At 72.8% G+C, this 24,454-nt stretch carries 22 protein-coding genes and 1 pseudogene; 12 read left to right on the top strand and 11 right to left on the bottom strand.

From position 1 onward, the window contains the following. Positions 1-4: 4 nt before the first annotated feature. Both ABTW95_RS23885 and ABTW95_RS23880 read right to left on the bottom strand, forming a co-directional pair. A complete protein-coding gene (locus ABTW95_RS23885) occupies positions 5-931 on the bottom strand; it encodes an ABC transporter permease (protein WP_396449432.1) in 927 nt (308 codons plus the stop codon). A 6-nt stretch (positions 932-937) separates the two neighbouring features. Beyond that, entirely contained in the window at positions 938-2,542 is a 1,605-nt protein-coding gene (locus ABTW95_RS23880) for a peptide ABC transporter substrate-binding protein (RefSeq protein WP_396449433.1), read from the bottom strand. A gap of 261 nt (positions 2,543-2,803) precedes the next feature. Between ABTW95_RS23880 and ABTW95_RS23875 the strand changes: the two genes are divergently transcribed. After that, entirely contained in the window at positions 2,804-4,105 is a 1,302-nt protein-coding gene (locus tag ABTW95_RS23875) for a M20/M25/M40 family metallo-hydrolase (RefSeq protein ID WP_396449434.1), read from the top strand. Positions 4,106-4,142: 37 nt separating this feature from the next. Here the strand turns inward: ABTW95_RS23875 and ABTW95_RS23870 are convergent, their stop codons facing one another. The 3 genes from ABTW95_RS23870 to ABTW95_RS23860 form a co-directional block, all read right to left on the bottom strand. Next, entirely contained in the window at positions 4,143-4,919 is a 777-nt protein-coding gene (locus tag ABTW95_RS23870) for an ABC transporter permease (RefSeq protein WP_396449435.1), read from the bottom strand. Continuing rightward, on the bottom strand, positions 4,916-5,893 hold the full coding sequence (locus ABTW95_RS23865; RefSeq protein ID WP_396449436.1) for an ATP-binding cassette domain-containing protein: 978 nt from the start codon (positions 5,891-5,893) through the stop codon (positions 4,916-4,918). The genes ABTW95_RS23870 and ABTW95_RS23865 overlap by 4 nt, the downstream gene beginning before the upstream one ends. Before the next feature lie 154 nt (positions 5,894-6,047). Continuing rightward, entirely contained in the window at positions 6,048-6,692 is a 645-nt protein-coding gene (locus tag ABTW95_RS23860) for a PadR family transcriptional regulator (protein WP_500227432.1), read from the bottom strand. Positions 6,693-6,795: 103 nt separating this feature from the next. On the opposite strand from ABTW95_RS23860, the gene ABTW95_RS23855 reads away from it, so the two are divergent. The 3 genes from ABTW95_RS23855 to ABTW95_RS23845 all read left to right on the top strand — a co-directional run bounded on the left by ABTW95_RS23855 (position 6,796) and on the right by ABTW95_RS23845 (position 9,529). Continuing rightward, positions 6,796-7,701 carry a hypothetical protein gene (locus ABTW95_RS23855; RefSeq protein WP_500227431.1) on the top strand — a complete coding sequence of 302 codons (906 nt, stop codon included), beginning with the start codon at positions 6,796-6,798 and terminating at the stop codon, positions 7,699-7,701. A gap of 81 nt (positions 7,702-7,782) precedes the next feature. Then, positions 7,783-8,820 carry an MBL fold metallo-hydrolase gene (locus tag ABTW95_RS23850; RefSeq protein WP_500227430.1) on the top strand — a complete coding sequence of 346 codons (1,038 nt, stop codon included), beginning with the start codon at positions 7,783-7,785 and terminating at the stop codon, positions 8,818-8,820. 70 nt (positions 8,821-8,890) lie between these two features. Further along, on the top strand, positions 8,891-9,529 hold the full coding sequence (locus tag ABTW95_RS23845; protein ID WP_396449440.1) for a pyridoxamine 5'-phosphate oxidase family protein: 639 nt from the start codon (positions 8,891-8,893) through the stop codon (positions 9,527-9,529). 61 nt (positions 9,530-9,590) lie between these two features. Here ABTW95_RS23845 and ABTW95_RS23840 read toward each other — a convergent pair whose 3' ends face one another. After that, complete coding sequence (locus ABTW95_RS23840; RefSeq protein WP_396449441.1) at positions 9,591-9,779, bottom strand: DUF5302 domain-containing protein; 189 nt, start codon at positions 9,777-9,779, stop codon at positions 9,591-9,593. 144 nt (positions 9,780-9,923) lie between these two features. Here ABTW95_RS23840 and ABTW95_RS23835 point away from each other — a divergent pair, with 144 nt between their 5' ends. Continuing rightward, positions 9,924-11,327: a cytochrome P450 gene (locus ABTW95_RS23835; protein WP_500227429.1), complete on the top strand. Its 1,404-nt coding sequence runs from the start codon at positions 9,924-9,926 to the stop codon at positions 11,325-11,327. 56 nt (positions 11,328-11,383) lie between these two features. Next, positions 11,384-11,791: a DUF2795 domain-containing protein gene (locus ABTW95_RS23830; RefSeq protein ID WP_396449443.1), complete on the top strand. Its 408-nt coding sequence runs from the start codon at positions 11,384-11,386 to the stop codon at positions 11,789-11,791. Here ABTW95_RS23830 and ABTW95_RS23825 read toward each other — a convergent pair. The 4 genes from ABTW95_RS23825 to ABTW95_RS23810 all read right to left on the bottom strand — a co-directional run bounded on the left by ABTW95_RS23825 (position 11,788) and on the right by ABTW95_RS23810 (position 17,968). Next, complete coding sequence (locus ABTW95_RS23825) at positions 11,788-13,740, bottom strand: aconitate hydratase (RefSeq protein ID WP_500227428.1); 1,953 nt, start codon at positions 13,738-13,740, stop codon at positions 11,788-11,790. The two genes, ABTW95_RS23830 and ABTW95_RS23825, sit on opposite strands and share 4 nt — an antisense overlap. Before the next feature lies 1 nt (position 13,741). Further along, a complete protein-coding gene (locus tag ABTW95_RS23820; protein WP_500227427.1) occupies positions 13,742-15,298 on the bottom strand; it encodes an FAD-dependent monooxygenase in 1,557 nt (518 codons plus the stop codon). A gap of 109 nt (positions 15,299-15,407) precedes the next feature. Further along, positions 15,408-17,009, bottom strand: a complete 1,602-nt coding sequence (locus tag ABTW95_RS23815) for an acyl--CoA ligase family protein (RefSeq protein WP_500227426.1) — start codon at positions 17,007-17,009, stop codon at positions 15,408-15,410. Positions 17,010-17,104: 95 nt separating this feature from the next. Beyond that, positions 17,105-17,968 (bottom strand): hypothetical protein, encoded by an 864-nt coding sequence (locus tag ABTW95_RS23810; RefSeq protein WP_396449447.1) that lies wholly within the window; start codon positions 17,966-17,968, stop codon positions 17,105-17,107. A 115-nt stretch (positions 17,969-18,083) separates the two neighbouring features. On the opposite strand from ABTW95_RS23810, the gene ABTW95_RS23805 reads away from it, so the two are divergent. Next, a complete protein-coding gene (locus tag ABTW95_RS23805) occupies positions 18,084-18,611 on the top strand; it encodes a hypothetical protein (protein WP_396449448.1) in 528 nt (175 codons plus the stop codon). Here the strand turns inward: ABTW95_RS23805 and murA are convergent. Next, positions 18,608-19,909, bottom strand: coding sequence for a UDP-N-acetylglucosamine 1-carboxyvinyltransferase (gene murA / locus ABTW95_RS23800; RefSeq protein ID WP_396449449.1), 1,302 nt, complete (start codon positions 19,907-19,909; stop codon positions 18,608-18,610). The genes ABTW95_RS23805 and murA overlap by 4 nt on opposite strands. 200 nt (positions 19,910-20,109) lie before the next feature. Here murA and ABTW95_RS23795 point away from each other — a divergent pair, with 200 nt between their 5' ends. The 5 genes and pseudogenes from ABTW95_RS23795 (at position 20,110) to ABTW95_RS23775 (ending at position 24,251) form a co-directional block, all read left to right on the top strand. After that, the gene (locus tag ABTW95_RS23795; RefSeq protein ID WP_396449450.1) at positions 20,110-21,375 is read left to right on the top strand and encodes an extracellular catalytic domain type 2 short-chain-length polyhydroxyalkanoate depolymerase; all 1,266 of its coding nucleotides are present in this window, start codon (positions 20,110-20,112) and stop codon (positions 21,373-21,375) included. Between the two features lie 169 nt (positions 21,376-21,544). Then, positions 21,545-22,525, top strand: a complete 981-nt coding sequence (locus ABTW95_RS23790) for a threonine ammonia-lyase (protein WP_396449451.1) — start codon at positions 21,545-21,547, stop codon at positions 22,523-22,525. Positions 22,526-22,600: 75 nt separating this feature from the next. Continuing rightward, positions 22,601-23,494: a hypothetical protein gene (locus ABTW95_RS23785; RefSeq protein ID WP_500227425.1), complete on the top strand. Its 894-nt coding sequence runs from the start codon at positions 22,601-22,603 to the stop codon at positions 23,492-23,494. Positions 23,495-23,506: 12 nt separating this feature from the next. Next, a pseudogene (locus ABTW95_RS23780) lies at positions 23,507-24,016 on the top strand (tetratricopeptide repeat protein); the annotation flags it as partial. A 103-nt stretch (positions 24,017-24,119) separates the two neighbouring features. Continuing rightward, positions 24,120-24,251: a tetratricopeptide repeat protein gene (locus tag ABTW95_RS23775; protein WP_500227454.1), complete on the top strand. Its 132-nt coding sequence runs from the start codon at positions 24,120-24,122 to the stop codon at positions 24,249-24,251. The last annotated feature ends 203 nt before the right edge of the window (positions 24,252-24,454 follow it).

Genomic DNA, 24,454 nt, shown 5'->3' with positions numbered 1-24,454 from the left:
CGCCTCACTCGTACCTGATCCGCGGGTCGAGGACCCCGTACAGCAGGTCCACGACCAGGTTGACCAGCAGGAAGATCAGCACGAGGACGGTGACCGCGCCGACCACGACCGGGCCCTCCTTCAGCTGGATCGACTGGAACACCTGCTGCCCGATGCCCGGCAGGTTGAAGATGCCCTCGGTGACGACCGCGCCGCCCATCAGGTTGCCGAAGTCGACGCCGAGGTAGGTGACGACGGGGATCAGCGAGTTGCGGAGCGCGTGCCTGCCGACGACCCGCGCCCGCGACAGCCCCTTGGCGTTCGCGGTGCGCACGTAGTCGGCCCGCAGGTTCTCCGACAGGCTCGTCCGCGTCAGCCGCGCCACGTACGACAGGCCGAGCGAGCCGAGGACGATGCCGGGCAGCAGGTAGCTCATCGGCCAGCCCTCGTCGGTCCCGGCCGTGGGGAAGATCCGCCAGTGCAGGCCGAACAGCAGCTGCGCGGTGTAGCCGAGCACGAACACCGGCACCGCGATCACCAGCGTCGTCCCGCCGAGGACGAGGGTGTCGGCGAGCCTCCCGCGCCGCAGGCCCGCCCACGTGCCGAGCGCGATCCCGATGGCCAGCTCGAAGATCCAGGCGGTGACGGCCAGCTGCGCGGTCACCGACCACCGCCCGCTGAGCATCTCCGACACGCTCTGGCCGGTGTAGTTCTCGCCCAGGTCGCCCTGGGCGAGGCCCCACATGTACTTCGCGTACTGCACCAGCAGCGGGTCGTTGAGGTTGTACCGGTCCCGGAGCGTCTGGAGGACGTTGTCCGGGACCGGCTTGTCCCCGGCGAGCGCCTGGATCGGGTCGCCCGGAAGCGCGAACACCATCACGTAGATGAGCAGCGTCGTGCCGATGAAGACGGGCACCGCCTGCAGGAGCCGCCGTAGGACGTAGCGCCACATCGCCCGCTACTTCACCGTCACATCCGTCGCGACCAGGCCCGTCGAGAACGGCGTGATCGTGACGTTGTCGACCTTGTCGGAGCGGCCGCCCTGGCCGGCCCACGTCCAGAGCGGGATCATCGGCATCTCCTGGACGGCGATGTCCTCGGCCTGGTTGTAGAGCGCGATGGCCTGCTGCTGGTCGGCCGCCTTGTTGGCCTTCGCGATGAGGTCGTTGAACTGCTTGTTCTCCCAGCCCATGCGGTTGTCCAGGCCCCACATGTTCTCCAGGTAGTTCTGGGGGCTCGGGTAGTCGGCCTCCCAGTTCTGCCGGTACGGGCCCTTCTCCTCGTGCTCGCGCAGCATGGAGAAGTAGTCGGACGCGGGCACCTGCCGGAACTGGATGTCGGTGATGCCGAGGTTGTCGCGCAGCGAGTTCGCGACGATCCGCATCCACTGCGCGTAGGTCGGCTGCGCGTTGGAGAAGTACAGCTCCATCGTCCCCTTGAACCCGCCGGCCTTGTCGAACAGCTGCTTGGCCTTGGCCGGGTCGTAGGTGCACAGCTCACCGCACGCGTTGTCGCGGTGGCCCGGGATGATGGACGGGATGAGCGAGTCCGCCGGGAAGTAGTCGCCGTTGTAGACCGCCTTGTTGATGCCCTGCCGGTCGATGACCATCGAGATGGCCTTGCGCAGGTCCGGGTTGTCGAACCGCTTGTCGAACAGCGGGAAGCCGAGGTAGTCGGTCGTGCTCATCTTCCGGGCGAGGAAGCGGTCGCCCAGCAGCCGCTTGGCCTCGGGCACCTTCGCCGCCGGGATGGTCTGCAGCACGTCGATCCGCCCGGCGCGCAGGTCGGTGTAGGCGGTGTCGGCGCTGGAGTAGCTCTTCCAGGTCACGCCCTTGTTCTTCGGCTTGCGCGGCCCGGTGTACCCCGGGAAGGCGACGAGCTTGATCTGCTTGTTGCGCTCCCAGTCGCCGTCCATCATGTACGGCCCGTTGCCGATGGGGTGCGCATCGAAGGCCTTCAGGTCCTTGAGGCCCGCCTTCGGCATCGGCGCGTACGCGGGATAGGTCAGCAGCAGCGGGAACTGGCTGAACGGGTCGTTCAGCGTGACCTTCAGCGTGTCCGGCCCGGTCACCTCCACGCCCGAGAGCGTGTCGGCCTTCGGCTTGGCGTCCTCATCCTCGGGGTTCATCTCCGCGTACCCCTTGATGTAGGAGAAGTAGGAGTTGGCGCCCATGGCGTTCGGCCCGTAGGCCGCGCTGTTCCACGCGTCGGCGAAGCTCTGCGCGGTCACCGGCTCCCCGTTGTGGAACTTCTGCCCCGGCCTGACCTTGATCGTCCAGACCTTCTGGTCCTCCGAGGCCACGGACTCGGCGGCCAGCGGCACGGCCTTCCCGTCCTCGGTGAGCGTCATCAGGTTGTCGAACAGCTCCGTGATCACGTCGAAGGAGTAGCTGCTGGTCGTGTTGGCGGGCACCAGGTGGTCGGGTTCGGAGTGCCCGACGGTGAACGTCCCGTCGCCGGCCCCCGCCTCGTCCCCGCCGCAGCCCGACAGCCCCAGCGACGCCGCGAGCGCCACCGCGACGACCCCCGCGACCTTCCTCCGCACACCCCTCTGGCTGGTCATGCTCCTCCTCGGCCCAGTCGCGCCGTGGCGCCGCGGGCGCTTGGCCGCCCGCCGCACCTAGATTGCTGGCAGCGTCGTACTCGGGGTGACCGTTTGCACACAGGGCTCACGGAGTCGAAACCGGATCGAGACGTTCTTGATCATGCATCACCGCATCCCCCGCAATCCCACCGCCATCGGACGCACCATCCACAAGCGTCTCCCGATTGACACAGGTCAGCGCCCGAGGAAAATGAACCCTCATTGCGGAACGGGGGTGCGATGGACGGCGGAGCGGGCGCGGAGGCGGGGCGGATCTGCGGCGAGCTGATCCGGTTCGACACGACCAACCGGGGCGAGGGGGCGGCGCGTCCCGAACGGCCGGCCGCGGAGTACGTCGCCGGGCTGCTGGACGAGGCCGGGGCGGAGCCGGCGATCGTGGAGTCGGCGCCGGGACGGGCGAGCGTGCTCGCGCGGATCCCCGGCACCGACCCGTCCCGTCCCGCCTTCCTGGTGCACGGGCACCTCGACGTGGTGCCCGCCGACGCGGCCGAGTGGACGGTGCCGCCGTTCTCCGGCGAGGTGCGCGGCGGGTGCGTGTGGGGGCGCGGCGCCGTCGACATGAAGGGCACCCTCGCGATGACGCTCGCGGTCGTGCGGCGGCGGCTGCGCGAGGGGCGGCGCACGCGCGGGGACCTGGTCCTGGCGTTCCTGGCGGACGAGGAGTGCACCGGCGAGTACGGGTCCCGGTACGTGGCGCGGGAGCACCGGGAGGTCTTCGAGGGGTGCACCGAGGCGATCAGCGAGTCCGGCGGGTTCAGCGTGGACGCGGGCGGGACGCGCGTCTACCCGATCGCGGCGGGCGAGCGCGGCACCGCGTGGATGAGGCTGACGGCGCGCGGCACGGCCGGGCACGGCTCCAAGCCCGCGCCGGACAACGCGGTCGCCGAGCTCGCGCACGCCGTGTCCCGGCTCGCCGCGTACGAGTGGCCCGTCCGGCTCACCCCGGGCGTGCGGGCTCTGCTGGACGGCCTGGCGGACGCGCTCGGCACCTCCGTCGACCACGACCGCCTCGACGCGGAGGCCGCGCGCCTCGGCCCCGCCGGGCGCCTGTTCGCCGGGACGATCCGCAACTCCGCGAACCCGACCCGCCTGGACGCCGGATACAAGGTCAACGTCGTCCCGGGAACGGCGACCGCGCAGGTCGACGGGCGCTACCTGCCCGGCACCGGCGAGGAGTTCCTCGCCACGATCGACCGGCTGCTCGGCCCCAAGGTCACCCGCGAGTTCATCAACCACGAGGAGGCGCCCGCCGCGGACCCGGCCGGGCCGACCTTCGCCGCGCTCGCGGACGCCCTGCGCGCCGAGGACCCGGACGCGCGCCCCGTCCCCTACGTCATGGCGGGCGGCACCGACGCCAAGTCCTTCCACCGCATCGGCATCACGAGCTTCGGCTTCGCCCCGCTGCGCCTCGGCCCCGGCCTCGACTACTTCGGCATGTTCCACGGCGTGGACGAGCGCGTCCCCCTGGACGGGCTGGCCTTCGGCACCCGGGTCCTGGACCGCTTCCTGGACTCCCGCTGACCCCGGCCGGCGGACGGCCGGGGTCGGCGGAGCGCCTCTACTGGGACTTCTGGTACGTCCTGATCGAGTGGGTCGCCAGCGCCACGGTGGCGGCGGACAGGGCCAGCAGCCAGGAACCGTGCATCGCGGCCGACGGCCAGTCCGGGGCGGCGGACAGGGCCGTGCGGGCGCTGTCGAGGGCCCAGCTCACCGGGTTGACGGCGGCCACGTGCCGGATCCAGGACGGCATCAGGTCCTTGGGCATGAACGCCGACGACAGGAACGTGAGCGGCAGCAGCAGCATCACGTTCAGGCCGATGATGGTGTTGCGGTCACGGAACAGCAGCGCCAGCGTGTTCGACAGCGCGGCCAGGACGATGCCGATCAGCACCGAGGCGGCGACGAGCACCGCGAGGCCGGGCAGGCCCCCCGGGTAGCCGGCGCCGGCCGCCCAGCCGAGCAGGATGATCACGATGGACTGGAAGGCCGTGCTCAGGGCCTGCTCGACGACGCCGGCGTTCACCAGCGCGCCGCGCCTGACCGGGGTGACCAGGAACCGGTTCAGGGTGCCGCGTTCGATCTCGTCCATGGTGGCCATCCCGGCGAACGAGTTCAGCGACACCGCGTTCATGACCACGACGCCGGGGACGATGTAGTCGAGGTAGGACTGGGCGCCGAAGCCGGGCAGCTCGGCGACCCTCTTGAACAGCTCGCCGAACAGGAACAGCCAGATCATCGGCTGCACCAGCGTCATGACGACCACGGCGGGGTTGCGCAGCAGCGCCGACAGCCGCCGGTGGGTCATCCACCAGGTTCCCGTGAGCAGTGCGGTCATCGGGCGCCTCCGGCGGTGGCGGGCTCGGCGTCGGCGATGCGGCGCCCGGCGTGGCGGAGGTAGACGTCGTCCAGGGACGGCCGCGCGACGGTCGCCGCGGCGGCGGGGACGCCCGCCTGGTCGAGCGCGGCGAGGACGGCCGGCACGGCGGACGCGCCGTCGGCCGTGCGGGCGCTGAGCCGCGGCCCGTCCAGGACGATCTCGCCGATGGCGGGCAGCCGGCCCAGTGCCTCCCGCACGAGCGGCTCCGGCGGCGCCTCCCGCCATTCGACGTGGACGGCGTCGCCGTGCAGCTCGCCCTTGAGGCCGTCGGGGGTGCCCTCGACGACGACCCGGCCGCGGTCGACGATCGCGAGCCGCTGCGCGAGCCGGTCGGCCTCGTCCAGGTAGTGGGTGGTCAGCAGGATGGCGAGGGCGTCGTCCCCGGCGAGCCGGGCGATCTCGGCCCACATGGACGCGCGGGCCTCCGGGTCGAGCCCGGTCGTCGGCTCGTCGAGGAACAGGACCTGCGGGCGGTGGACGAGGCCGAGCGCCACGTCGAGCCGCCGCTGCATCCCGCCCGAGTAGGTCTTCACGGGGCGGCCCGCCGCGTCCTCCAGGCCGAACCGGGCGAGCAGCCCGGCGGCCCGGCGGCGCGCCTCCGCCCCGGGCAGCCCGTACAGGCGGCCCTGCAGGACCAGGTTGTCGCGGCCGCTCGCCTCCGGGTCGGCGCCGGACTTCTGCGAGACGACGCCGATGACGCGGCGGACCCGGTCGGGCCGGCGCAGCACGTCGTGCCCGGCCACGGCGGCGCTGCCCGCGTCCGGCCGGATCAGCGTGGTGAGGATCTTGACGGCGGTGGTCTTGCCGGCCCCGTTGGGGCCGAGCAGCGCGAGGATCTCGCCCCGCCCGACCGTGACGGACAGGCCGTCCAGGGCCCGGACGCCGCCGGGATAGCTCTTCACGAGGCCCTCGGCCTCGATGGCATGCGCCATGGTCTCCTCCGTTGCAGCGCATCGTGCATCGGCGGAGGGGCCGGATAGGCTGGAGTCGCGTGCTCGCCTCCGGGGCCCGCTCCGCGGGAATCTCGGTGGTGGGTTCTCCGGCCCGGGGGCGGTGTTGCCGCACCGCCGCCGGGCCTTCTGTCGGCTATTTCCCGGGTGCTCCCCTTTCCGCCAGCTCGGCGATCTCGGGCGGGAGCTCGCCGGTCTTGTGGAACTCCCGCCACATGTCGAGGCCGGGCAGCGAGCCGTCCTCGATCTCGGCGAGGAAGCCGCGCACCCACGCGACCTCCGCGCGCCTGATCGCCAGGTCGTACTCCTCCTCGATCAGGAAGAGGCGCGGGACGTCGGCCGCCGCCGCCATCGCGGCCTCGTCCTCGGCGATCTGCCGCTCCAGGGCGTCGAGGCGCCGGCGCAGCAGCCCGGCCACCTCGTCCGGCCCCAGCGCGCCGAGGACGGACAGCCCGGCCTCGAACCGCGGCACCTCCCGCTCGGGCTCCGCGATGAGCTCCCGGACCCAGTCGGCGAGTTCGTCCAGGCCCGCCTCGGTGATGCGGTAGACGGTCCGTTCGGGCCGGGCACCCTCCCGGACGCTCCCCTCGACGGCCAGGAACCCGTGCTTCACCAGGTTGCCCACGACGGTGTAGAGCGAGCCCCACTTGATGTTCATGTCGCGGTCCTTGCCGCGGGCGCGCATCAGGGCGGCCATCTCGTACGGGTGCATGGGCCGGGTGGAGACCGTGGACAGCACGGCGAGCCCGAGCAGGTTGCTCACCTTGCGCCGCTTGGCCATCCCGCACCTTCCTCGTAGACGAATACTCGTGGACGAGTATAGCCCTGGGCGCGCCGGGCCGTCCACCCGGATCCGCCGGCCGCGGGCGGGGTAAAGATCAGGCGTGGACTTCTCCAGCGCGGCCGACGAGCTCTACGGCGTCCCGCCCGCCGAGTTCGTGGCGGCCCGCAAGCGGCTGGCGCGGCGGGCCAAGGAGGACGGCGACGCGGCGCTCGCCGGGCGCCTCGGCGCGCTGCGGCGCCCGACCATGTCGGCGTGGGCGGTGAACCTGCTCAGCCGCTCCGCCGCCGGCGACCTGGACCGGCTGCTGGACGTCGGGGCCGAGATGCGCTCGGCGTGGGGCTCCGGCAGCGGCCTCCGCGACCTGGAGCAGCGCCGCGCCGACCTGGTCGCCGCGCTGGTGCGGACCGCCGCCGACCTCGCGGCCCGGAGCGGCGGCGCCCTCCGCGAGCAGGCCGTCCGGGAGGTCGAGGACACCCTCCAGGCCGCCACCGTCGACGCCGAGATCGCCGAGGAGGTCCGCGAGGGCCGGCTGACGCAGCCGCGCAGCCACACCGGGTTCGTCCCCGCCGGCTTCCCCATGGCGCCGCCGGGCGGGAAGCGGCGGACGAAGCGGGAGCCCGGGCCCGAGCCCGGGCGCAGGCCCGGGCCCGAGCCCGAGGAGGAACCGGCTCCGAAGAAGGAGCCGAAGACGAACGTCACGCGGACGAGCGCGGCACGGGCCCGGCGCGCCGAGACCATGCGCAGGCGCGCCGCGGAGGCCGAGCGCAAGCTGGCCGACCGCGCGGAACGGGCGGACGAGGCGAGGCGCGAGGCCGAGGAGGCGTCCGCCGAGGTGGGGCGCCTGCGCCGCGAGCTGGACCGCGCCGTCGCCGCCCGGGACGCGGCGGCCCGCCGGGCGGAGCGCGCCGAGCAGAACCGCGCCCGCGCGGAGGAGGCGGCCCGCGAGGCCCGCGAGGCCGCCGCCGAGGCGCGCCGCGCCGCCGGCCGCGACGCCCGCCGCGGCTGACCCCGACCCGGCGGCGAAAGGGATGTTCATGATGAAGTAGGTTCGATCAGAACGTGATTCGACATTCCGAGGGGGCGCGCGGTGACGGCACCGGTCGTGGAGCAGCCGACTGACTGGACCGAGCCGGGCGCTCATCCGGTGGTGCCGGGGGTGCACCGGATCCCCCTGGCGCTGCCGATCCCGTCGCTGCACGCGGTCAACGTGTACGTCATCGAGGACGCCGAGGGCCTCGTCGTCATCGACTCCGGCTGGGCGATGCCCGACACGCGCGCGTCCATGGAGCAGGCCCTGCGCAGCATGGGCCACGGGCTGGACGACGTGGCGCAGTTCCTCGTCACCCACGCGCACTGGGACCACTACTCGCAGGCGCTCGCGCTGCGCGAGTCGTTCGGGACGCGGGTGCGGATCGGCCGCGGCGAGCGGCCGTCCATCGAGGCGTTCGACATGCGCCGCGGACTGCACCCCCGGCAGGTGGAGAAGCTGCGCCGCTGCGGCGCCGGCGACCTGGCCGACGAGATCGCGAGCATGCCGGTGGACCGTTCCGAGCGCGACGTCCCGCACACGCTGCCGGACGCCTGGCTGGACGACGGGGAGCGCATCGCGCTGACCGGCCGGGGCCTGGACGTGTTCGCCACGCCCGGCCACACGCGCGGCCACATCGTCATGCGGGACGCCGCCGACGGGCTGCTGTTCGCGGGCGACCACATCCTGCCGCACATCACGCCGTCCATCGGGCTGGAGACCGAGCCGGAGCCGAAGCCGCTGCGCAGCTACCTGGAGTCGCTGCGGCTGGTCCGCGACATGCCGGACACGCTGCTGCTCCCGGCGCACGGCCCGGTGCGGCCGAGCGTGCACACCCGGGTCGACGAGCTGCTGGAGCACCACGCCGAGCGCCTCGACGCCGCCGCCGCGCAGGTCCGGGCGGGCCGCGGGACGGCGTTCGAGGTCGCCGCGGCCATGCCGTGGACGCGCCGCAAGCGCGCGCTCGCCGACCTCGACGCCTTCAGCCGGATGCTGGCCGTCCTGGAGATCGAGGCCCACCTGGACGTCCTGGCCGACCGGGGCGTGCTGGACGCCCACGAGGAGAACGGCGTCCGCAGCTACGCGCCGAAACGCTGACCCTGCCGCCGAACGCCCGGAAACCGCCGGGTTAGGCTGATCATCCAGTCCCCCGGCGGAAGGAACGGCGATGACGCTCGCCCCCGAGTTCACCCCGATCACCTCGGCCGAGGAGCTGCGCGAGCTCCTCGGCGCACCGATGCGGAGGGCGATCGACAAGGAGCGCGTCACGCTGCACGCCTGGGACCGGGAGTGGCTCGCCCGCTCCCCGTTCTGCCTGATCTCCACCAGCGACGCCGACGGCAACTGCGACGTCTCCCCCAAGGGAGACCCGCCCGGGTTCGTGCGCGTCCTCGACGACACCACGATCGCCATCCCGGACCGCCCCGGCAACCGCCGCGCGGACGGCTTCATGAACGTGCTGAGCAACCCGCACGTGGGGCTGATCTTCCTGGTCCCCGGCCGCGGCGAGACCCTGCGCATCAACGGCCGCGCCACCCTCGTCCGCGACGCCCCGTTCTTCGACGACATGATCGTCAAGGGCCACCGCCCGGCCCTCGCGCTGATCGTGGACATCGAGCAGATCTTCTTCCACTGCGCGAAGGCGCTGATGCGCTCGAAGCTGTGGAAGCCGGAGACGTGGGATCCGCAGGCGCTGCCGTCGCACGCCCGGATCGTCAAGGACGTCCAGTACACCGAGGAGAACCTGGAGCAGCTGGAGGAGTACTACGCCGAGCGCAACTACTCCAAGAAGCTCTACGGCCGCTGACCCGCGGTCGGGCGGACCCCCGCGCGCCGGGCGCGGGGGTCGATCGGCGGGGCGGCCCCGGTCAGCCGCTCTTGCGGCGGAACTGCCGCTGGTGATCGGCGCGGTCGTGCTTGCCGCGCACCTTCGAGCCGCTCCTGCCGGACGTGCCGGCGTTCCTGCCCGCCGCTCCGCGCTTGCGCTCCAGGGCCTCCCGGAACCTGCGCTTGACGTCGTCCTCTCCGTCGGCGGGTTCTCCTGACGAGTCGGCCATGCGGACCTCCAGCTCTGTTAGGGGCACCCCCAGCCTCACATACCGGCGGTGGAATCGGCCATCCGGCCCGCCCGGAAGATCATTTCGGGCGTTTCCGCCGCAAAGCACGCCAGCGGAGAACGATCTCTCCTATGGTTTGTGCACGTGGAGCCCCAGACGCCGCAGGCGGACCCCGCCCCCGCCCATCCCCCGCTGGAGGCGCTCGCCGTCCAGCCGCTGCTGAACCGCGACTACGAGTCCCGCCCCGCCGTGTTCTACGAGCGGCTGCGCGAGGAGTACGGGCCCGTCGCGCCGGTGGACGTCCTCGGCGTCCCGGCGTGGCTGGTGATCGGCTACCCGCAGACGCTCGACATCCTGCGCGACACCCGCGGCGTCTGGAGCAGGCGGGTCGAGAACTGGCGCCAGTACCGGGAGGGGGCCGTCCCGGCGGACTGGCCGATGCTGCCCGTGGTCGAGTCCGACAACGCGGGGTTCCGCGACGGCGCCGACTCCACCCGGCTGCGCAGCGCGTGGAGCGCGGGCCTGCGGCCGTTCCAGGACCGCACCCGCCCGGAGGCCAAGTCGCTGGAGCAGGCCGTCCGCCGGCACGCCGACGAGCTGATCACCGTGCTGTCGGAGAACGGCGGCCCGTCCGGCTGGGCCGACCTGTCCGCGCAGTACGCGCGGCCGCTGCCGCTGATGGTGATCGGGCGGCTGCTCGGCACCGGCGGTAAGGGCGACGACGAGCTGATCATCGACCTGTGGCGGGTGATGGACGCCGGCCCGGAGGCGCAGGAGGCGTCGGCCCGGCTGGTCGCCCGGGTCGCGGACGTGTGCGCGGCGCGGGTCGCCTCCCCCGGCGCGGACCTGCCGTCCTTCATGCTCGCCGCCGTCCCGGACCTGACCGCCGAGGAGCTGACCGGCGAGATGGCGATGATGACCGGGCTCGTCGGCGACGTGACGGGCACGCTGATCTGCAACACGATCACCGAGGTGCTGATCGGCGACACCGGGGCCGGCGACAGCATGTCGGCCGGGATGATCCAGGAGGCGATCAACCGCGCGGCGGCCGCGAACCCGCCGATGGCGAACCTGTCGTTCCGCTGGGCGAAGGCCGACGTGCGCATCGGCCGGTTCCAGATCGCCGCCGGCGACCCGGTCATGGTGTCGCCCGCCGCCGCGCACCTCGACCCGGCGTTCACCACGTCCACCACGCCGGACTCCATCTACAGCTCCCGCGCCCACCTGGCCTGGAGCGCGGGGCCGCACGCCTGCCTCGGCCGCGACCTCGCCACCGCCATCACGACGATCGCGGTGGAGCGGCTGTTCGACCGGTTCTCCTCGCTGCGCCTCGCACTGCCCGCCGACCAGCTCCCGTGGCGGTCGTCCCCGCTGATGCGCGGCCTGCGGTCGCTGCCGGTCATCTACGAGGTGGCGCAGGCCGCGCCGGACCCGCGGGCCGCCGCGCCGGGCGACGCGGAGGAGCCCGCCGAGGAGAGGGCGCCGGAGGAGGCCGGGGGGAACTCGCTGGTGCGGCGCGTGCTGCGCCTCATGCGCCTGTCGTCCTGATGCACTCCCAAGATCGGCGGCATGTTTGGGCACGGGCGCCCGGGAACGCTCCCCCCATGCCTGACATGAGCGACAAGCACAGCCCGAAGGTCGACGACGAGATCGTCCACGAGACGCGGGGCATGGTCAGCGGCGGGCATCCCACGCACGCGGAGGAGTTCAAGGAGACCGAGCCGTTCTCCGACGACGACCCCGCGGACCCGACCCGCGCGGCCGCCGACGAGCGCGAGGGCGCTCCGCCCGGGATGAGCGCGCGGGACGTCGCGAGCCGCAGCGCGCTCGCCCGGATGCTCACCGGGGTCGGCTATCCGGCGCGCCCGAACGAGCTGGTCCGGCACGCGGCCGAGGCCGGCGCCCCCGACGAGGCGGTCGAGCAGCTGCGGACGCTGCCCAAGCGCGAGTACGCCAACGTCGCGGACGTCGCCGAGGAGCTCGGCTACGGCCGCGAGGAGCGCCGCTACTAGCCGGCGCGTTCGCGGAGCAGCGGGATCTGGCCGCCGGCGGCGACCAGGTCGCGCTGGCGCGCGGACAGGCGGTGCCGCGCCCGGTACGTCTCGCCCTTGGTGGTGTTGCGGACCTCGATCTCGTTTCCGGCCTTCAGCGCGTCCCGGACGTTCGCCACGCGCAGCACGTCGCCCTGCTCGACCCGGTCGTAGTCGGCGCCGTCGGCGAATTCGAGCGGCAGGATCCCGAAGTTGACGAGGTTCTGCCAGTGGATCCGCGCGTAGCCGCGGGCCAGGACGAGCCGCAGCCCCAGGTGGCGCGGCGCGATCGCGGCGTGCTCGCGGGACGAGCCCTGCCCGTAGTTGCGGCCGCCGACGACGGCGTGCGGCCCGGCCCGCCGCGCGCGCTCCGGGTAGCCCTCGTCGAGCTGGATGAACGTGAAGTCGGCGAGCCGCGCGATGTCGCTGCGGAACGGGAGCGCCCGCGCGCCCGCCTGGAGGATCTCGTCGGTGGACACGTCGTCCCCGACCTTGATGGCGACGGGGATCTCGAACTCGTCCGGGAGCGGGTCGAGCTCGGGCAGGACGCCGATGCTGGGCGCCTTGTCCAGTTCGACGCCGCGCGCCTCGTCCTCGGGCGGCGGCGCTTCGAGCATGGCGATGTTGACGCTGGACCTGTCCGGGAGCCGGACGGCGGGCGGTTCCATGCCGAAGTCGCGCGGGTCGGTGATGCGGCCGGTGAGGGCGGCGGCAGCGGCGGTCTCCGGCGAGCACAGCCAGACCCGGTCGTCCTTGGTGCCGGAGCGGCCGGGGAAGTTGCGCGGGACGGTCCGCAGGCTGTTGCGGCCGATCGCGGGCGCCTGCCCCATGCCGATGCAGCCCATGCAGCCGGTCTGGTGGATGCGCGCGCCGGCCTGGACGAGGTCGGCGGTCGCGCCCATCCGGGTCAGGTCGACGAGGATCTGCCGCGACGTGGGGTTCACGTCCAGCGACACCCGCGGGTGCACCTGGCGGCCCTTCACGATCGCCGCGACGGACGCGAAGTCGCGCAGCCCGGGGTTCGCCGACGACCCGACGACGACCTGGTGGACCTCCTCCCCCGCGACCTCCCGCACCGGGACGACGTCGCCGGGCGAGCTGGGGCGGGCGATCAGCGGCTCCAGCGACGACAGGTCGATCTCGTCGGCGACGTCGTAGGACGCGCCCGGATCGGCGGTGATCCCGGTGAAGTCGTCCGCGCGGTCCTCGGCGCGCAGGAACTCCAGGACCCGCTCGTCCGAGGGGAACACCGTCGTCGTCGCGCCCAGCTCGGCGCCCATGTTGGCGATGACGTGCCGGTCCATGGCGGTCAGCGACGCGATGCCGGGCCCGTGGTACTCGATGATCCGGTTGACGCCGCCGCGCACCCCGTGCCGGCGCAGCATCTCCAGGATCACGTCCTTGGCGCTGAGCCACGGCGGCAGCTCCCCGGTGAGCCGGACGCCCCAGATCTCCGGCATCGTCACGTGCAGCGGCTCGCCCGCCATCGCCATCGCGACCTCCAGCCCGCCGACGCCGATCGCGAGCATGCCGAGCGACCCGGCCGCGCAGGTGTGGGAGTCGGAGCCGACCATCGTGGCGCCCGGCACCCCGAACCGCTGCATGTGGGTCGGATGCGAGACCCCGTTGCCGGGCTTGGAGTACCAGAGCCCGTACCGGCGGGCGGCGGACCGCAGGAAGATGTGGTCGGCCATGTTGCGCTCGTCGGCCTGCAGCAGGTTGTGGTCGACGTACTGGACGGAGACGTCCGTCTTGACCCGGTCGAGGTCGAGGGCCTCCAGCTCCAGCATCACCATCGTGCCGGTCGCGTCCTGGGTGAGCGTCTGGTCGACGTGGATCCCGATCTCGGTGCCGGGCGTCATCTCGCCGCTCACCAGGTGCGAGGCGATCAGCTTGCGGGCGACGTTGCGGCTCTCCGCTCGGTCCGCCATGTCAGGTCCTCCGCTCGTTCTCGTTCGCCGGGACGCCCCCGACGCGGCGCGGTTCGTGCACGGCCCGGTCGGCGGGCTGCCCGCACCAGTGGTTCAGCGCGTCGCGGATCTCGGCGGCGCGCCGGTCCGGCGCGGTCTCGTCGGTGGCCCACACGATATAGCCGTCCGGGCGGACCAGCGCGGTCGTGCGGGTGGCGCCCCCGGCCAGGGCGCAGTGCACGCGGCCCGCCCACCGCTTGGTCGCCAGGTAGGTGACCGCCGGGTCGTTCGCGGCGACGACCAGGACGAACATCCCGTCGCCGAGCAGCTCGTACAGCCGCGCCGGGCTGCCGGCGAGGGGCACGTCGGGGGCGCGGCGCCCGGTGAGCGGGTGCGCGCCCCGCGGCGCCGGATAGGCGATGTCGATGCCGGAGACGGCCCCGGCCAGCCGCCGCGCGACCGGCCGGACGCGGGTCGCCGCCCACGCGGCGCCGGCGCGCGCGGCGCGCAGCCAGCGCGGCTCGGCGAGCGCGAACCGCAGCACCGCGCCGCTGCCCCGCAGCACCTGCCGCCCGACGGGGTGCCGCTCCTCGTGGTAGCTGTCGAGCAGCCACGACGGCGCCCAGCCCCACAGCTCGGCGGCGAGCTTCCAGCCGAGGTTCGCCGCGTCCTGCATCCCGGTGTTCATGCCCTGCCCGCCCGCCGGGGAGTGGACGTGCGCGGCGTCCCCGGCCAGGAACACCCGTCCCACCCGGTAGCGGGGGACCTGCCGCTCGTCGCTGTGGAACCGGGACGTCCAGCGCGGTTCGCGGATGCCGGGGTCGGCGCCGAGCGCGCGGCGGACCACCTCCCGCAGCTCGGCCATGTCGACGGGTTCGGAGTCGGCGGCCTGGTGCCGCCGGTTCCAGGCGATGACCCGGTACCAGCCGTCGCCGAACGGGGCGATGAACGCGAACGCGTCGCCGACCGCGCCCACGGTGAGGACGCCGGCGGGCGGCTCGTCCAGCCGGACGTCCGCGAGCATCACCGACCGCACCGCCGCCCGGCCGGGGAACGGCAGCCCGAGCTCCCGCCGGACGGTGCTGCGGACCCCGTCGGCGCCGACGACGTAGGACGCGCGGCGCGTCTCGGTCCCGCCGCCGGCCGTGCGCACGTCGACGTCCACGCCCGCCGCGTCCTGGCGCAGCGCGACGGCCTCGGCGCCGTGCACGATCTCCGCGCCGGCCGCCAGCGCCCGCCCGCGCAGGACGCGTTCCGTCTCGTACTGCGGCGTGACGAGGACGAACGGGAAACGCCCCGGCAGATGGGAGAGGTCGAGCGCGGTCGAGCCGAGCAGCCGCAGCGTCCCGACGCTCGTCCCGGTGGCGATCAGCTCGTCGGCGAGGCCGCGCTGGTCGAGCATCTCCAGGGTGCGGGCGTGCACGGCGAACGCCCGCGTCAGGTTGGCCGTCTCCTCCGCGCGGCGCTCCAGCACCGTGCAGGCGATTCCGGCCGCGGCCAGGTCCCCGGCCAGCAGGAGCCCCGTCGGGCCGGCCCCCACGATCAGCACGTTCCCGGTCGGCCTCTCGGTGGGCGCCATCACGCTCCCCTCTCCACGGACGGCCGGCTGCCCGGCCCTCGCCCAGGGAACACTTCCCCGGAACCATCGGTCCTCACGCCCCCGGGAGGCCCGATGCGGCAAGGGTTCCTCAGCCCTGGACGCGGCGTTCGCGGCCCGCCCACGCGCGCTCGCGGAGCTGGAACTTCTGGATCTTGCCGGTGGACGTCTTCGGCAGCTCGGTCACGAACTCCACCGTGTCGGGCGCCTTGTACCGGGCGAGGCTCGCGCGGACGTGCTCGACCAGCTCGGCTTCGGTCGCGGCCTGCCCGTCGCGGAGCACGACGAACGCCTTGGGCCGCTCGCCCCACTTCTCGTCCGGCACCGCGACGACGGCGACCTCCAGGACGGCCGGGTGGGAGTCGATGGCCCGCTCGACCTCCACCGTCGAGATGTTCTCGCCGCCGGAGATGATGATGTCCTTGGACCGGTCGCGCAGCTCGACGTAGCCGTCCGGGTGCCGGACGCCGAGGTCGCCGGAGTGGAACCAGCCGCCCCGGAACGCCTCCGCGGTGGCCTCCTCGTCCCGGTGGTAGCCCTTCATCACGTTGTTGCCGCGCATGACGATCTCGCCGAGCGTCTCCCCGTCGGCCGGGACGTCGTTCATGGCGTCGTCGACGACCCGGAGGCCGTCGGTCTGGATCATCCCGACGCCCTGCCGGGCCAGCAGCCGCGCCCGGTCGCCGGCGGCCAGGACCGGCCACCCGGGCTGCGGCTCGCACACCGAGTACGGCCCGTAGGTCTCGGTCAGCCCGTACACGTGCACGATGCTCGCGCCGAGCCCCTCCATCTGCCCGATGATCGTCGGGCTGGGCGGCGCACCCGCCGTCGTCACGGTCAGCGGCCGCTCCAGGGGGTGCGCCTCCGCCGCGTTCGCGATCGCCACCAGCACGGTCGGGGCGCCGTTGAGGTGGGTGACGCCCTCGGTGTCGATGAGCCGCCACACCTCCCCGGCGGCGACGGCGCGGAGGCACACCTGGGTCCCGCCGATCGCGGCGAGCGCCCACGGCGTGCACCAGCCGTTGCAGTGGAACATCGGCAGCGTCCACAGGTAGACGCTGTCCGGCGTGTGCCGCGAGTGCACGACCTCGCCGAGCGCGTTGAGGTAGGCGCCGCGGTGCGTGTAGACGACGCCCTTGGGCCGTCCCGTGGTCCCGGACGTGTAGTTGATCGAGATGGCGGCGTTCTCGTCCGGGACGTCCCAGGGCAGCGGCTCGGCGGAGCCGCGGGCGAGCAGCTCGTCGTAGGTGATGCCGCCCACCGCCGGGTCGGGCTCCGCGCCCGCCGCCGGGACCGTGACGACCTGCGGCAGCCCGTCCGCGATCGGCGCGATGGACGCGTGCAGGCCCGCGTCCGCCACCAGTGCCCGGGCCCCCGAGTGTTCGAGGATGTAGCGGATCTCCTCCGGGGCGAGGCGCGTGTTGATCGCGACGAGGACGGCCCCGGCCAGCGGCACGGCGAAGTGGGCGACGAGCAGCTCGGGGACGTTCGGCGCCAGGTAGGCGACGCGGTCCCCGGGTTCGACCCCGGACGCCCGCAGCGCGTTCGCGAGCCGCGTCGCCTCGGCGGCGAACTCGGCGTAGGCGACCCTGCGGTCCCCGTAGACGTAGGCGGTCTTGTCCGGGAAGACCTCCGCCGACCTGTTCAGGAACGCCAGCGGCGTGAGCGCCGTGTAGCCCGGGCCGTTGTCCATCGGGAGCCTCCGGAGCCGTCGGATACGAACTGCGGCTCAAGGATCCCACGCGCCCGCGCCCCCGCCACGGAGCCGAATCGCGCCTTTCCGGGCGCTCAGCGCTCCGGGTCGCGGGTCAGGATGGAGACGGCCTTGACGGTCGCGTAGCCGCGCCATTCGAGCTCGGCGGCGGGCGAGTAGCTCGCGAAGTCGACGCGCCAGCCGCCGTCGTCCTGCTGCTGCTCGTCGAGGCGCCGCAGTTCGGCGCGCACGAGGTCCTCCTTGAAGAGGGCGCGTGCGGGGCGTCCGGGGTAGGGGGCGAAGTCCAGGGGCCTCATCATCTCGTCCTCCAGCCCGCCCTGGACGTGCACGAGGCCGCTCTCCGGGATGTGCCGGCCGAGCAGGCGGAGCGTTTCGCGGTCTTCGATCGCGTCGGCCAGCCAGATGGCGAACGAGAGTTCCAGCGCGTGCAGCTCGTCCCTCTTCCGGACGGCGTCGAGGCAGTAGCGCGTCGCGCGGTCGAGCCAGGGGTGCTTGGCGACGGCCTCATCGTGGGCGGCGACCCGGTGCGCCATCGCCGCGACGACCGCGGTGATCTGCAGCGAGGACGTCTCCGCGTCGGCGCCCGTCCAGAACGGTGCAGACCCAACCGGATCGGGCATGGGCAGCGCGAACGGGATGCCGCCGTCCGGGAGGGTCACGGACTCCAGCCAGTCGCAGAGCGCGACGGCCTCCGGGGCGGTGACCGGGGCCAGCTCCTCGAAGACCTCGAACGCGTGCAGGGCCGGGCCCGTCTGGCTCGTCCGCGACCGCAGGTCGGGTTCGAGGCCGTGCCCGTAGCCGCCGTCGGGATTGCGGTAGGCGTTCAGTGCGGCCAGCAGCGCGTCCCTGTCCCCCTCGCCGATCAGCAGCTCGAAACGGCGCCGGTCGAGCGGGCGGGCGTGCGTGGCCATGAAGTCGGATGCCTTGTCGATGTCCATGCCTCCAGCCTGACCGCCGGACGCGCACCGGTCTTGTAGGTTTCGGCCATCACCGGGTAAGGAGCGGCCGGAAAACGGAATGCGCGCCCGGGACGGCGCGGCCTAGCCTGACCGCATGGACGTGCGCTTCGAACGGACGGGTGAGCGCCGGTACGCCACCGTCGTCATCCTGCCCGGGCGGCAGCCGCGCCGGATGGATCCCGCACCCGGCTACGACGACCACATCCCGCACGACCTCGTCCACTACCTGGCCGAGGCGGAGCTGGGCCTGGAGTCGGGGGTGTTCGGGCGCGCGGCGGCCGGCGGCGGCGGCTTCTTCGAGACGGTCGAGACGCCGGGCGACCGGCGCCGCCGGGCCCGGGAGCAGCGCCGGCTGAAGAAGCGGGAGGCGTCCCTGAGCAGGGCCGATCGCGGCGACATGGCCAGGTCCGAGTACCTGGCGGGCCTGTGCGACGTCGCCTGGCGGCGCCGGGCCGGGGCCGCGACGCCCGAGTGGGCCCGCGGGACACCGGTCCCGGCCGAGGACGCGGCGGTCGTCGGCCGCGTCCTCGACCGCCTCGACGAGCTGGCGCCGCTCTGGCACGACCTGCCGGTCGGCGGCGCGCTCACGTTCACCTGGCCGAGCGCCGAGGTCGTCCGCTAACCCTCCCGGAGGGCGAGGCCCAGCTTCCGGAACTGCTCCACCGGGCGGTGGTAGCCGCGCTCGATGTGGTGGACGCCCCGCAGCGTGGACGGCCCCTCGGCGACCGCCGCCGCCAGCACCGCGGAGAACCCGGCGCGGATGTCGGGCATGGTCACGTCCCCGCCGCGGAGCTTGGTGACCCCCCGCACGACGGCCGAGTGCAGCGCCGCCGTGTCGTGGTACCGGCACGCCGGACCGCCCAGGCAGGTGTCGTACACCTCGATCTCGGCGCCCATGCTCTGCAGCGCCGGCACGTACGCGAGCCGGTTCTCGTACACGGTCTCGTGCAGCACCGACATGCCCTCGGCCTGCGTGAACAGCACCATCAGGGGCGTCTGCCAGTCGGTCGCGAACCCCGGATGGGTGTCGGTCTGCACCGCCGCCGGATGCAGCCCGTCCGGCGCCGACGCCATGATCCAGTCGTCGGTGATCTCGAACTCCGCGCCCATCCGGGTCAGCGTCGTGATCGCGGTGACGAGCCGGTCCTGCGGGCAGCCGTGCACCCGCACCTCTCCCCGCGTCACCAGGCCCGCGACCAGGTAGGAGAACGCCTCGATCCGGTCGCCGTCCAGCCTGGTCTGGGCGCCGCTGAGCCGCTCGACGCCCTCGACCACGATCCTCCGGTCGGGGGCGAAGGAGATCCGCGCGCCCATCCGCTGCAGGAACAGCGCCAGCTCGATGATCTCCGGCTCCGTCGCCGCGTTGCGGATGACGGTCTTCCCGCGCGCCCGCACCGCCGCCAGCAGGACGGTCTCGGTCGCGCCGACGCTCGGGTAGGGCAGCTCGATGCGCGCGCCCACCAGCCGCGACGCGCGGGCGTGAATGCCGTCGGGCGCGTGGGTCATCTCGGCTCCGAACGCGCGCAGCGCGTCCACGTGGAAGTCGACGGGGCGCCTGCCGATCGGGTCGCCCCCGACCAGCGGCACGAACGCCTCGCCCGCCAGGTGCAGCAGCGGCCCCAGCATCAGGATCGGGATGCGGTTCAGCCCGGTGAACGCCTTGCCGACGCTCGGGTCCGACACCGGCCCCGGCACGACCGTCACCTCGCCGCCGGAGCGCTCCACCGTCATCCCGACGTGCTCCAGCATGCCCGCGGTTATGCCGACTTCGCCGACGTCGGGCGCGTTGCCGATCGTGCTCGGCCCGTCTCCCAGCATCGCCGCGACCATGTGCTTGCTGACCGCGTTCTTCGCCCCCCGCACGGTGACGTCCCCGCGCAGCGGCCCGGACGGCTCGATCCGCCAAAGCTTCTCAGTCACCTGTGCAGCCTACGGCGTCCCCGCCGCACGCCCCGCCGTTTTCACCGCGCCCGCTGCGAGGCCGTGCCCGAAACCGGCGGCGGGTCGGGGCGTGGGGACCGCCGCCATGTTGATCTCCGGGATTGTGTTCTCGCGCGATCTGGCAGGCGATGCGCGGGCTGCCGACGATGACGGCACCCACCCCACCCCCGGGAGTTCCGATGCGCCTGAGGATCAGGCAGGGGCTCTGGGCCGCCGCCGCGGCCGCAGCCCTGGCAACGACCTCGCTGTCCGTCGTCCACGCCGACGTCCCGCCGCCGACCACCGCCCCGCTCGCCGAGTACGACATCAGCGCCGCCTATGTGAGCGGGGTGTCGTCCGGCGGATTCATGGCCAACCAGCTCCATGTCGCCTACTCGTCCCTGTTCCAAGGGGCCGGCATCTTCTCCGCCGGCGCCTACGACTGCGCGCAGAACAGCCTGAGCACCGCGCTCAACGCCTGCATGGCGACGTACCTGCCGCGCAAGACCCCCGCGCAGCTCGAACAGCTGACCCGCGACCGCGCCGCGGCCGGCACGGTCGACCCGGTGGCGAACCTGTCGGGCGACCCGGTGTGGCTGTACCACGGCACGTCCGACACCACCGTCGCCGAGGCGGTCAACGACGACCTGGCCGCCTACTACCGCGACTTGGGCGCCGACGTCGTCTACGACCACGACTCACCCGCCGGGCACGCCTGGGTCAGCCCCATCGGCCCCGGCTCCTGCTCGGTCACGCAGTCGCCCTGGATCAACGACTGCGGCGGGGACCCGGTCGGGGACATGCTGGGCCACCTGTTCGGCACGGTGCAGCCCGCCGCCTCGTCCCCGACCGGGCGGCTGGTGCAGTTCGACCAGAACGCCTACGTGCCCGGCGGGAACGCCTCGTCCATCAGCATGGGCGGCGAAGGGTTCGCCTACGTCCCGCAAGCCTGCGAGCAGTCGTCCTGCAAGCTGATGGTCGCGCTGCACGGCTGCTACCAGTACTACGGCAACATCGGCGACACGTTCATGGACAAGGCCTATCTCAACGAGTACGCCGACACGAACGCCATGATCGTCCTGTATCCGCAGGCGACCGCGTCGGGACTGAGCAACCCGCGCGGCTGCTGGGACTGGTGGGGCTACCAGTCCGCGCAGTACCCGCTCAAGACCGGCCCGCAGATGACGGCCGTCGTCAACATGGTCAAGGCGATGAGCGGCGGCAGCGCCTCACCGACGCCGACCACCACGCCGACCACGACTCCGCCCACGACTCCGACGCCCACGCCCACGGAGACCTCCGCCTGTGTGACGGCGTCCAACTATGCGCACACCACCGCCGGACGAGCACACCAGTCGATGGGCTACACCTACGCCAACGGCTCCAACCAGAACCTCGGGCTGTGGAATGTGTTCACCACCAGCAGCATCAAGGAGACCGATCCGGGCTACTGGGTGAAGTGCTGACGTGAAGCCTGCCGGGTCTTGCCCGCCGTGCTCGGCGGGCAAGACCCACAGGCGGTTCCGTCCCATCACGAGCACGCCGATCGACTGCCACAGCGACCGGACGTACTCCGCTCCACCGACGACGCGCGCCCCCCGGGAGACGGCATCAGCGGCGTTACGCTGACATGTCGTGCATGAGACGCGCCTCGACACCGCCCGGATCCGGGCGGCCCGCCAGGTCATCGACCCGATCTTCCTCGACTCTCCGCTGTACCGCTGTGAAGCGCTGGAGCCCGTACTCGGGTGCGCGGTGAGCATCAAGCTCGAAACGGCGAACCCGGTGCGCAGCTTCAAGGCCCGCGGCACCGAGGTGATCGCGAGCCGGCTCGCCGCCGAGGGCCCGAGCGCCGTGGTGTGCGCCAGCGCGGGCAACCTCGGCCAGGCCCTCGCCTGGTCGGGCCGCGGCCGGGGGCTCGACGTCACCGTCGTGGCGTCCCGTTTCGCGCCCGCCGCCAAGCTCGACCGCATCCGCGCACTGGACGCCAGGCTGGAGCTGGTCGACGGCGACTTCGACATGGCCCGCGAACGCGCGGCGGCCGCCGCGCGGCACGACGGCATCAGGCTCGTCGAGGACAGCCTGGACATCGAGACCTGCGAGGGCGCGGCGACCATCGGCCTGGAACTGGTGGAGGCGGCGCCGCCGTTCGACGCCGTGCTGATCGCTCTCGGCGGTGGGGCGCTGGCCACCGGCGTGGGGCACGTGCTGAAGGACCTGGCGCCCGGCGTCGAGGTGGTCTGCGTCCAGCCGGCCGGCGCGCCGGCGATGACCCGCTCGTGGCACCGGCGGCGGGTCGTCACCACCGACTCGACCGACACCATCGCCGAGGGCGTGGCCGGCCGGCGCCCCATCCCGGCCGTCCTGGACGATCTGCTCGTGGTCGCCGACGACGCCGTCCTGGTCGAGGAGGCGTCGATCATCGCCGGCATGCGGACGCTCTTCGACCACGCCGGCCTCGTCGTCGAACCGTCGGCCGCGCTCGGCGTCGCGGCGATCCTCGAAGACCGCGAACGCTTCGCCGGCCGGCACGTGGTCACCATCGTGTGCGGCGGCAACGTCGACATCGACGCCTACCGCCGCTGGATCGGCGCGGCTCCCACGGACGGGGCCTGACAATTCCTCGGCTCAGGAGAAGGCGCAATCGGCGAACTCTCCGCGAGCACCGAAGGGGCGGCGTAAATTGATGCGGTGGCGATCGAAGAAGAGGCGTTACGCCGACTCCGGACTCTGGAACTCGGCCGGGAAGAGTACTGCCAGCGACTTCTGACCATGCTGATCCTCGACGGCCCGTATCCGCCGTGGAACAGCCGCAATGAGCCGAGCACGAAGGGCGTCGAGTATCTCTCGGCTCTGGACGCCCTCTGTTTCGGCACCGCGGAATGGTCAGCGCGACCAACGTTCGTCGACGAATTCGAGCTGGCCAAGCGCAATGACGAGGAGGCGGGCGCGGCGCCCGACCACGCGCTGATGTGGGAAGACCGGCTCTGGATGATCGAGTTGAAGACCGAGGCGTCCAGCCACCGTCCCGCGCAGATACCGACCTACTTGCGGCTTGCCCGCCACCACTACCCATCGTGCCGCGTCCACCTGACGTACCTCACTCCGGAGATGGCGTGGACGCGGCCCGCATCCGGTGACGCGCAACTCGCCCACGTCACATGGCGCCAGGTCCTTCCGCTCATCACCGACACCTGGGGCGACGGGGATCGAATGCAGCGGCAAGCGGTGAAGCTGCTCGTCGAGGCGATCGGCTGTATCGGCAGTCGATGGTCGCACGGACAGCGTCCAAAGACCGCCGAGAGCGATGACCCCGTCAAGGAGGCGGTCGCGCTCGCGGAGGCCACAAGCCGGGACGGGCGCCAGCGGGCACTGAACTACCTGGGCGCCGGGCTGGAGGAACTGCAGCGGCTGCGGCTTGAGGTGAAAGAGGCGATCGGCTCGGCACCCGCGGGAGCGCCCATCCGGTTCGTCCAGCCTTGGCTCTGGAACGTCGACAGCAGCACCGGCCGCGCACTCACCCATGCCGGCGGGGAGACCGGATACGAGATCCGGCTTTCCCGGTACCGCGCCGATCATTACTGAGCCTCGGCAGGCATGAACAGCGCGGTGACGTTGGCGATGACGCGGGTCGTAGGGCGGCGGCGGGCCTCATCGCGTCCCCTTGGGCACGCTCCCACGCAGGCGCCGGGGTGGCCACGCCGGTGCAGATGTGTGGGTTGGCACCGGCGCGGCCATGATCCCGGCCGCGGCCGAGCGGACCAATCCTGCCCTACCGCACGTTGCACTACCGTTGCGCCGCCCGCCCTGACCGGTATCACGCGGTCCGCCCCTATGCTGAGGTCCATGATCACTCCAGGGGCGGACTGGGAGCGGCGGATGGCCGACCTCTGGGCTGCTTTCGACGACCACGAACCCGCCGACTTCCTCGCGAAGGTCAAGGAACTGACCGATGAGCTGCCGGAAGGCGATGCGGTCGCCGAGTACGAGCTGGGTTCGGCCTACGACTCGATCGACCGGGAGTCGGAGGCCGCCGCGCACTACCGGCGGGCGTTCGCCGCCGGACTGCCCGAGGACCGCCGCCGCAGCGCGACGATCCAGTACGCGAGCACCCTGCGGAATCTCGGCCGGGCCGAAGAGAGCGCGGCCCTTCTGACCGCGGAGCGGGGGGGCGCGTTCGGACGAACTCGACGACGCCGTCACCGCGTTCCTGGCTCTCGCACTCACCGACCTCGGACGCGAACGGGAAGCCGCCGGCCTCGCCCTAGAGGCGCTGTCACGGCATCTGCCGCGCTACAACCGTTCGCTGGCCAACTACGCCAAGGCGCTCATGAAGCCTTGACGCCGCGCCCAGTCTTGGACGCGCACCTGGAAATGCCATTCAGGTCCTGGCCTTCTCGCGGGGCATGGGGAACATCTGATGCCCCGCCTGAGTCTTCACGTCAAACACGAGAAATGAGAAAGGGCCCCGCCGATCGGCGAGGCCCTTCCCCGTAATATGAGTCCGGCGGCGTCCTACTCTCCCACACAGTCTCCCATGCAGTA

Source organism: Spirillospora sp. NPDC127506, assembly GCF_040302145.1.
Classification (GTDB): Bacteria; Actinomycetota; Actinomycetes; order Streptosporangiales; family Streptosporangiaceae; genus Spirillospora.
This window is presented reverse-complemented; position numbering and strand designations above follow the sequence as displayed.

Coding starts and splice junctions, on each gene's coding strand:
- ABTW95_RS23885 (WP_396449432.1), bottom strand. CDS start 931: ATGTGGCGCTACGTCCTACGGCGGCTCCTGCAGGCGGTGCCCGTCTTC.
- ABTW95_RS23880 (WP_396449433.1), bottom strand. CDS start 2,542: ATGACCAGCCAGAGGGGTGTGCGGAGGAAGGTCGCGGGGGTCGTCGCG.
- ABTW95_RS23875 (WP_396449434.1), top strand. CDS start 2,804: ATGGACGGCGGAGCGGGCGCGGAGGCGGGGCGGATCTGCGGCGAGCTG.
- ABTW95_RS23870 (WP_396449435.1), bottom strand. CDS start 4,919: ATGACCGCACTGCTCACGGGAACCTGGTGGATGACCCACCGGCGGCTG.
- ABTW95_RS23865 (WP_396449436.1), bottom strand. CDS start 5,893: ATGGCGCATGCCATCGAGGCCGAGGGCCTCGTGAAGAGCTATCCCGGC.
- ABTW95_RS23860 (WP_500227432.1), bottom strand. CDS start 6,692: ATGGCCAAGCGGCGCAAGGTGAGCAACCTGCTCGGGCTCGCCGTGCTG.
- ABTW95_RS23845 (WP_396449440.1), top strand. CDS start 8,891: ATGACGCTCGCCCCCGAGTTCACCCCGATCACCTCGGCCGAGGAGCTG.
- ABTW95_RS23840 (WP_396449441.1), bottom strand. CDS start 9,779: ATGGCCGACTCGTCAGGAGAACCCGCCGACGGAGAGGACGACGTCAAG.
- ABTW95_RS23830 (WP_396449443.1), top strand. CDS start 11,384: ATGCCTGACATGAGCGACAAGCACAGCCCGAAGGTCGACGACGAGATC.
- ABTW95_RS23825 (WP_500227428.1), bottom strand. CDS start 13,740: ATGGCGGACCGAGCGGAGAGCCGCAACGTCGCCCGCAAGCTGATCGCC.
- ABTW95_RS23820 (WP_500227427.1), bottom strand. CDS start 15,298: ATGGCGCCCACCGAGAGGCCGACCGGGAACGTGCTGATCGTGGGGGCC.
- ABTW95_RS23815 (WP_500227426.1), bottom strand. CDS start 17,009: ATGGACAACGGCCCGGGCTACACGGCGCTCACGCCGCTGGCGTTCCTG.
- ABTW95_RS23810 (WP_396449447.1), bottom strand. CDS start 17,968: ATGGACATCGACAAGGCATCCGACTTCATGGCCACGCACGCCCGCCCG.
- ABTW95_RS23805 (WP_396449448.1), top strand. CDS start 18,084: ATGGACGTGCGCTTCGAACGGACGGGTGAGCGCCGGTACGCCACCGTC.
- ABTW95_RS23795 (WP_396449450.1), top strand. CDS start 20,110: ATGCGCCTGAGGATCAGGCAGGGGCTCTGGGCCGCCGCCGCGGCCGCA.